This window comes from Virgibacillus sp. DJP39 (assembly GCF_049310925.1).
Taxonomy (GTDB): Bacteria; Bacillota; Bacilli; order Bacillales; family Amphibacillaceae; genus Virgibacillus_F.
Window position 1 is genome coordinate 1 of record NZ_JBMERP010000119.1, and the last position, 7878, is coordinate 7878.

At 35.8% G+C, this 7878-nt stretch carries 10 protein-coding genes and 1 pseudogene; 5 read left to right on the forward strand and 6 right to left on the reverse strand.

Going from position 1 to position 7878, the window contains the following annotated elements; genetic code table 11:
- Positions 1 to 367: 367 nt before the first annotated feature.
- From ACOI1D_RS20340 to ACOI1D_RS20350, 3 genes and pseudogenes are all read left to right on the forward strand, one after another.
- Positions 368 to 691 (forward strand): hypothetical protein, encoded by a 324-nt coding sequence (locus ACOI1D_RS20340; protein WP_422503887.1) that lies wholly within the window; start codon positions 368 to 370, stop codon positions 689 to 691.
- A 267-nt stretch (positions 692 to 958) separates the two neighbouring features.
- Positions 959 to 1761 (forward strand): annotated as a pseudogene (locus ACOI1D_RS20345) (metallophosphoesterase).
- A 38-nt stretch (positions 1762 to 1799) separates the two neighbouring features.
- Positions 1800 to 2093, forward strand: coding sequence for a hypothetical protein (locus ACOI1D_RS20350; RefSeq protein ID WP_422503889.1), 294 nt, complete (start codon positions 1800 to 1802; stop codon positions 2091 to 2093).
- A gap of 13 nt (positions 2094 to 2106) precedes the next feature.
- Here ACOI1D_RS20350 and ACOI1D_RS20355 read toward each other — a convergent pair whose 3' ends face one another.
- From ACOI1D_RS20355 to ACOI1D_RS20375, 5 genes are all read right to left on the reverse strand, one after another.
- Positions 2107 to 2406 carry a metal-sulfur cluster assembly factor gene (locus tag ACOI1D_RS20355; protein ID WP_422503891.1) on the reverse strand — a complete coding sequence of 100 codons (300 nt, stop codon included), beginning with the start codon at positions 2404 to 2406 and terminating at the stop codon, positions 2107 to 2109.
- Between the two features lie 16 nt (positions 2407 to 2422).
- Entirely contained in the window at positions 2423 to 3667 is a 1245-nt protein-coding gene (locus ACOI1D_RS20360; protein ID WP_422503892.1) for a hypothetical protein, read from the reverse strand.
- Positions 3667 to 3885 carry a DUF2249 domain-containing protein gene (locus tag ACOI1D_RS20365; RefSeq protein ID WP_422503894.1) on the reverse strand — a complete coding sequence of 73 codons (219 nt, stop codon included), beginning with the start codon at positions 3883 to 3885 and terminating at the stop codon, positions 3667 to 3669. Before ACOI1D_RS20365 ends, ACOI1D_RS20360 begins: the two co-directional genes overlap by 1 nt.
- Positions 3882 to 4127 carry a DUF2249 domain-containing protein gene (locus tag ACOI1D_RS20370; protein ID WP_422503897.1) on the reverse strand — a complete coding sequence of 82 codons (246 nt, stop codon included), beginning with the start codon at positions 4125 to 4127 and terminating at the stop codon, positions 3882 to 3884. Before ACOI1D_RS20370 ends, ACOI1D_RS20365 begins: the two co-directional genes overlap by 4 nt.
- Positions 4128 to 4287: 160 nt before the next feature.
- Positions 4288 to 4980, reverse strand: a complete 693-nt coding sequence (locus tag ACOI1D_RS20375) for a Crp/Fnr family transcriptional regulator (protein WP_422503899.1) — start codon at positions 4978 to 4980, stop codon at positions 4288 to 4290.
- 186 nt (positions 4981 to 5166) lie between these two features.
- On the opposite strand from ACOI1D_RS20375, the gene ACOI1D_RS20380 reads away from it, so the two are divergent.
- Together ACOI1D_RS20380 and ACOI1D_RS20385 are read left to right on the forward strand one after the other, a co-directional pair.
- Positions 5167 to 5406, forward strand: coding sequence for a DUF2249 domain-containing protein (locus tag ACOI1D_RS20380; protein WP_422503901.1), 240 nt, complete (start codon positions 5167 to 5169; stop codon positions 5404 to 5406).
- Between the two features lie 131 nt (positions 5407 to 5537).
- Positions 5538 to 6662 carry a TIGR04053 family radical SAM/SPASM domain-containing protein gene (locus tag ACOI1D_RS20385; protein WP_422503902.1) on the forward strand — a complete coding sequence of 375 codons (1125 nt, stop codon included), beginning with the start codon at positions 5538 to 5540 and terminating at the stop codon, positions 6660 to 6662.
- 68 nt (positions 6663 to 6730) lie between these two features.
- On the opposite strand, the gene ACOI1D_RS20390 is transcribed toward ACOI1D_RS20385, so the two are convergent.
- Positions 6731 to 7708: an aromatic acid exporter family protein gene (locus tag ACOI1D_RS20390; RefSeq protein ID WP_422503903.1), complete on the reverse strand. Its 978-nt coding sequence runs from the start codon at positions 7706 to 7708 to the stop codon at positions 6731 to 6733.
- Between the last annotated feature and the right edge of the window lie 170 nt (positions 7709 to 7878).

The window sequence follows — 7878 nt, forward strand, 5'->3', positions numbered from 1 at the left end:
TAACTAAATTTTTAAAGAAATAAAATAGAATTTTATGTTAAAATAATGATAAAGATTTTCGGAGAAAGAAATATAAACGACCGTTCTACCGGTAGGGATATTAACAGCCTCAAATAAGAAGGGATATAGCTGACAATGGATATACTGATTTTTCTTGTAATCTACGGGTTTTTTGCTTATTTTTTAATAAACGTTTTACGCTTTATGCGAGTAAAAGCATACAATGACAAACTCATAATTCAGAAGTTAGAAGAGATTTCAACTAGTATTGAAAAGAACTCACAAAAAACTGATTTGGATTAGACTTTTGTTCCAACATACCGGTTTAACATTGTTGATTCACAATACAAGTTAAGGAGAGAGTCACATGCCTTTAGAACAAGAGTTTATTGGTCTGTTAACTGGTGGTTTTTTTATTGTAATAGGACTCGTGATGATAGTTACAGTGCTGCTTTGGACAAAAAATAAAAATTATAGTTCAGGATATGTCTGGATATTATTGCATTTAATTCTGTTTTCAGTTGCTGCATATTTTTTCTTGGAGGCAATATCCTCCGACTACAGTCATCCAATGGCTTCCGAAGAAAATTCCTTTCAGCTTGGACTTGCAGGGGTCGTTTGGGCTTTGAGTATGTCATGTTTAGTGATTGGACTCGTTAGGTTTTCCAAAGATGTCTCTAACATTACATAGGACACAATTTTAATGAAATGAAGGGGAGTTTTGAACAATGAACATTGCAATTGCCATACTATCCATATTGTCAGCAGCAGGTTTTTTATATTATTTAGGAAAATCAGGTCATGACTGGGGTTCAGATGAAACAAGTGACGATGAAACCTTAAAATAATTCTAACTTAAAAAAAGAATTAGGTATAGGATAGAGGGCGGTTAACAAAATTGGTCAAGTCCAAGAAAAAAACGAAAAAGAGATTGTTATACCTTTTGCTTGTACTAGTTATGCTTACTTCTTTTGTCTATTATCAAAATAACTCAATTGTAACGACTACATATACTGTTAGTTCAAAAAAGATACCACCAAGTTTTAATGGGTACAAAATTGTTCAACTATCTGATCTGCATAGTAAATCTTTTGGTGATAACCAAGGGAATTTGGTTGAAAAGATTAAAAAAGTTGAACCAGACTTGATTGTTTTCACAGGGGATTTAGTTGATTCTCGAAGGTATGATGATAAACCCAGTCTGAAATTAATGAGAAAGTTAGTGAAAGTGGCTCCTGTTTATTATGTAACGGGAAACCACGAATGGAAGTCAGGAAAGTTTAGTTCATTAGCAAACAAACTTGAAGATGCTGGCGTACATGTGATGAGGAATGTAGTTGAAGAACTGAATAAAGGAAATGAAATGATTCATCTTCTAGGGATGACCCTGCAAAAACAAATGAATCTTACACAGAACAGGAGATAACTGAAGAAGCTATCAGCAACTTAATTAATGAAATTGATGACGATGAAAGTTTTAAATTATTATTATCCCATAGGCCAGAGCTAATTTCATTGTATGCAACGTTTACTATTGATTTGGTTCTTACAGGTCACGCTCATGGCGGGCAGATAAGAATCCCTTTCATCGGTGGATTAGTTGCGCCAAACCAAGGGGTGTTTCCTAAATACACTTCCGGAAAACACACTATAGGTGATACAACTATGATAGTTAATAGAGGACTAGGAAATAGTATTATTCCAGTCAGGATTTTTAACCGTCCAGAAATAGTTGTTGTGACACTAAAAAAAGCAAGCTAGATTTTAAACATATTTTGTATTCTGGTAGGAGAAAAACAGTGAACTTTTCAGTACTTACTAAATGCGAAGGGAAGTATATTTCCCTGGAAAACATTTCAGTGCCCAGAAGAGCAAAAGGAGAAGGTGTACTATCAATTGTTGTAAATGTTAGTAAGGATTTTGGTGCTTTACATTTAGAAGAAAATGAAAGCCAAATCACTACTTCACAAATTAATTTTCCGTCCAACTTAATCTATTATTCAGTCGCAGTTGATGATTTCACTACTTTTGATGAGTCCGAAAAGTTTTATGGTGACAAATTTAGAATATACACTAAATCCAGACGCTTTTAGTAGCTGCTTTTTTTTACATTCCAAGCATTTCTTTAGCACTGTCACTCATCTTATCAGGGGTCCATGCAGGTTCCCATATAAGATTCACATCAATTTCACCGATGGCATCAAGCTGTTCAAGCTGGTGTTTAACCCCCATAGTTATACTGTCATGCATAGGACATCCAGGAGTTGTTAGCGTCATGTTAATTTTTACATCATTATCTGTACCAACTTCAACTCCATAAATGAGTCCTAAATCCATAATGTTAACGCCGAGTTCCGGATCAATAACCTCAAATAAAGATTTTTCAATTTCTGTTACTAGTGACATAAGATTTCCCCCTTAATTACATGGTTAATACACGAAAAATGGATAATACATAAAGCAAGGATGTTAAGGCAAGCAACCCTTGAAAAATAAATACAAGTACGCCAATATACAAAACACCACTTATGGCCAGCCCAACAACACTAATGAAGAAAAAGATGAATAACAGAACACTATGTTTCTCATTGATCATGTCTTTCAAAGTGGGAACTGCTGATTTTCCGATTTTATCTGCATATTTATGGGTCCACCAAAGAAAGGGAACAATCTTATACAAATATCCCAAGATACTAAAGATGATCCAGGCCATTACATATAGAAATACTAGCCAACTCCATATTACGTCATTTTCTATACCACTAATGCTAAATCCAAATGCAATAGTATGGATAACAAGACCATTGGCAATTGCAATCAGTGAAAAGCAAAATGGCTTATCCAACTTTTTCTTAATACGCTTAGATAAAATTTCTTTTATATCCAGAACAAAAAAGCTAAATCCAGCCAACAGTAGAAACCAGCCAATTGTCTGCAGCAGCTCACTTCCAACCCAGAATGAACTGATTAGGGTCACCAATCCTGCTACATACGTCACAAATGCTCGATTTGCCCATTTCATTGAAAAACCATGGGACAGACTGAACATTGGAACTAACTTATATGAAAATCCGAAGATCAATAAAGTAAACCAACCTGCAACACCAAGCGTAATATGGGAAGAAAGAAGAGTATTATGGTTTGCGAATCCACCAAATGAAAGGTTCCAGGCTAATATAAAACCTGCAATAATTGTTAAGGAGAAGCACGTAATTGCACCAATTACAAATTTTTTAGAAACATTTTTTGTTTTTTGTTTTACTATGGTATTTGCCATTTGAATAATAAACATAATGGTACCAATGATTGCAATGATTCCACCAACAATAGCGTATTCTGACTTGATACCAAGCAGCACGGTAAATGCTGTAACACCAACAGCAGTTATGAAGAACTGGATAAAACCAAACTTTTGATTCCATATATTAGTTAGAAATGCAACAGGCACTAGCTGGTACATTGCTCCCATTGCAATCATTACAGCATATCCCAGCAGTAGAAAGTGTGCTCCCATCCAAATGTCAGGTACCCGAAAGTAGCCCATTGCCAGAACATCGCTGTTAAGGAAGAAAATCAGTTGTGATACGACAAGTGCGACTAACGCGTAAAGGATAAATGCTAAAGGTAGTTTTATATTTGTGTCTGATTGGATGCTGCCAGCCGCCATTACTCTTCACCTGTTTTTGTGATTGTTATTTTGAAACTGCCATCCTTCTGAGCCTCTGTTTCATGGAGAAATCCCCGATCGTCTAATTCTTCATATAAAAACATTGGTCGTCGGTCATTTATAATGGAAAGAGATGTACCTTGCTCTATTTTTTCCAGTGCTTTTAAGGTGCGCATCATTGGTTGAGGTGGTTCAAGTCCGCGGTTATCAATAATCATTCGATTCGCCCCTTTTTAGTGTAAGTAATTTTCCAATGCTTCTTTTCTATTTTCTCAAGTTCATGTTCAAAGCCTTTCCTTTTCAACACTGCATGTAATGGAACGGGATTAAATGGCGCGTGCAGGATAAAAGCCTCACCATCTGCTATGTCCTTTACAGTATCCATAATTTTATCAAAAGGCTCCTTTTTTAAACGTAAATCCTCGCGCACATCAAGTTCAACAATATCTTTGTCTCTCATTAAAGCCACCCCTTTTGTAGTTTAGGATCCCCTTTATGATAATCATTTTCAATTAAAAAAGTAGTGATTTAAATCACGTATACGGTGCCAGGCACTAAGGCACTAGAGGAAACATCAAAAAAAGGCAGCCCCGGGAGATTATCAGGGATGCCTTTGATGCTTAAAAAAGTTCACTTTGCAGTAGTTTAGTATCGAAAACGAATAACCCTGCTTTGTCTGTGGTAATCAAATTCTGTTTTTTTAGCTGTGTAAGTGTACGGCTAACAGTCTCACGGGTAGAACCAATCATATTTGCAAGCTCACGGTTTGTAAAATGTGTTGTAATCTTAACCTTATTATCTTTGGTTTGTTTCCCAAAGTCTTTAGCGTGTCTTAAGAGAAGCATAATTACTTGTTCGTATGTATTATGTAGAATTTTTTCTTCGAGCCGATTTTGTAAGTCTACTATTCTACCACCTAGTACGCGAAATAGTTTAACACAGATTTCAGGGTGAGTTATTAAAAAGTTTTCGAAGGAAGTTATAGGGATATGGATTAATACTGCATCTTCCTGAACTTCTGCATGTGCCGGACAATCGTCTTTCCTGAAAAAACCTAGATGCGGAAACATGTCACCGGGCTGTAGAATATTAACAATTTGCTCATTGCCACGAAAATCAGTGCGGTATATCTTAATCTTGCCAAGGTGAATAAAATAAACATTTTTCAGTGGATCACCCTGCATAAATATATGAGTTCCATGAGTATATGTGCGTTGATGTGCTAATTCAATGACAGGTTTCATCTCATCGTCTGTTAAACCTTTAAATAGAGTGAAGCTCTGCAACAGCTCCTGTATGGATTGAAATTTCATACTCGCACCCCTTTTCTATTTACATAATTACCTTTATTCTACCACGTCGCAGGGGTATGTATAATTTTAAATGTGAAATTTTGTCAAATACTCCAAGGTGTGCGCTCGCTCACACCTTGGAGTTAAAATAAGACTTATTATAAAAGTGTTAAAAAAATAATACATTAGAACCTGGAGGGAAAAAATATGAGTAATACACAGTTTGCCGTAAAATTACACGCGCCGGAAGTTGAACCGAGGATTAGACACAAAAGAATCCTTGAGATATTTGATGATTTAAAATCAGGAGAGTTTATGGAGCTTTCTAATGACCATGACCCAAAACCACTCCATTATCAGTTTATGATTGAACGTGAAGATACCTTTTCATGGGAATACTTAGAAGAAGGCCCGGAATTATGGAGAGTTTCGATTGGCAAAGTATGAGTAATAGCATTAGATAATCAGTGACTTTAGATTTGTCCATTTCATGAACATAATCAAATAGTGAAAAATGTCACATGCAAACCTTTCAAAAAGGTCTACACTTTATGTAGCAGATATTTAGGAGGGCTAACATGTTTCCACAAGACTATAATGAAAATCCATTCATCGTGATTTGGGAGTTGACCCGAGCATGTGAATTAAAGTGTTTACACTGCAGAGCCGAGGCTCAATACCACCGTGATCCACGGGAATTAACATTTAATGAGGGAAAGAAATTAATAGATGATATACATGCAATGAATAATCCAATGCTCGTTTTCACTGGTGGTGATCCATTAATGCGGCCAGATGTTTTTGATATTGCTGAATACGCAGTTAAAAAGGGAGTACGAGTTTCCATGACTCCTTCTGCAACACCAAATGTTACAAAAGAAGCGATGGAAAAAGCAAAAGATGTAGGTCTTTCAAGGTGGGCTTTCTCAATCGACGGACATTGTGCAGAGGTACATGATCATTTCAGGGGAACATCTGGTTCATTTGATTTAACAATGAATGCGATAAATTACTTACATGAGTTGGAAATGCCTCTACAAATAAATACAGTAATTTCAAGGTACAATGTGGATTATTTAGATGAAATGGCTGAAATGGTAGAAAATCTTAATTGTGTACTTTGGAGCGTATTTTTTCTTGTGCCTACTGGGCGTGGGAAAGAAAGTGATATGATCTCACCAGCGCAACATGAAAAGGTTTTGCGATGGCTATATCAATTATCAAAAAAAGTTCCGTTTGATATCAAAACAACAGCCGCCCAGCACTACCGTCGCGTTGTTATCCAAAATAAGATGCGGGAACAGGAAAGTACCGGTGATACAATTCGGTATGAAGATGCATTAATGAGTGGTAAAACTGGCCAAATTGATGGACTTGGACGTGCACCAAAAGGCGTAAATGATGGTAATGGTTTTGTGTTTATTTCCCATACTGGTGATGTTTTCCCCAGTGGTCTCTTGCCAATCAATGCAGGGAATGTCAGAACAACTCCACTAGCAACAATTTATCGGGAATCAGAGGTGTTTCAAAACCTGCGAAATCCAGATAAATACAAGGGTAAGTGTGGTGTGTGCGAATTTAGACATGTTTGTGGTGGGTCAAGATCAAGAGCATACAATGTAACAGGTGATTATATGGAAAGCGAACCATACTGTGTCTATATTCCTAAAGCACTTCGAAAAAAGAAAAAACTTGCAACGTGACAGTAAATAGAACAAAATTTCCAGTAATCATTACTGGAAATTTTGTTCTCATTTATTAGAGATTAATATTAAACTTTCATTTCATTCGTGAACTGATTTTTTCCTTGCTCAAAAAACTTATTTTTAACGCGTAGGTACGATTCTATTTCGTTTATCAATTGGTATAAGGTAGCGCGTGTTATAAATTCTTCTCTGCTTTTTGGCAGCTCCATATCATCCATTTGCTTTTTTTGTGCTTCTAACGTCTTCATATGAATGTCCGTGTTATTTCCAGTTGTAACATGTGTACTTAATATCTCGAAGTACTCTGCAAGGATATAACGTTGGACGACGTCAGAATTTATCGAAGAGATTAGTTGCATCATTCTTTTTAATACTTCTTCTTGCCGCTCTCTCATCTGAAAGTACAGCAGATACTTTTTATCTTTGTTGAGTAGCTGGTTTTCATAATCGAGTAATGCTATATCTTTAGCTTTTAAAATAATTTCCTCTAACAAGATGAATTCTTTTCCTGTCCAACCTCTGTCGCCGTTATTTAGGTATAATGAAAACTCAGAAAGAATTTGTTTTATGTATTTTTCTATTTGTCTCTGATAACTGCTTAATTCATTTTGAGAACTAGCTATGTATGTATTCATAAAAAGTGCAACCCCAATCCCAATTAGAATAAGCTTGGTCTCATTCCAAAGTATTGGCATGCTTATATTTTCCAACAAGAAAATATGTAAAATAATTACAGTACTTGACACAAAACCTTGCTGAATCTTAAACCGGACCAATATAGGAAGCAGGATTAAAACTACTAGAGTAAATGTAAATGGATGGTAGGTAATGGTTTCGAAAACTAGTGCACTGACTAGTATTCCAATAAAACAAGCAATTAAACGATTAACAGATACTTTTATTGATCGTTTTTTTGTCTTTTCAATACACAAAATCGTTAATATTGCTGCAGATGTTGGAAATTCCAGTCCAAGTGCAACAGCAATCCACATAGAAAGGCCTGAACCTAAAGCAGTTTTAATGGTTCTCGTTCCGATTTTCATCTTTAAAAGTCCTTTCTTTCTGCATAAGTGCAACTAGTGCTTTTCGATAAGCAAAGTTTTCTAACTATTGATGGAAAGATTCTTATGGAAAAGCTTCCAATTATTAGACCAGCAAACTAGTACTGATTTTACCACTATAGAAACAAAAAAGAAAAGTCGCAATCAGGGAG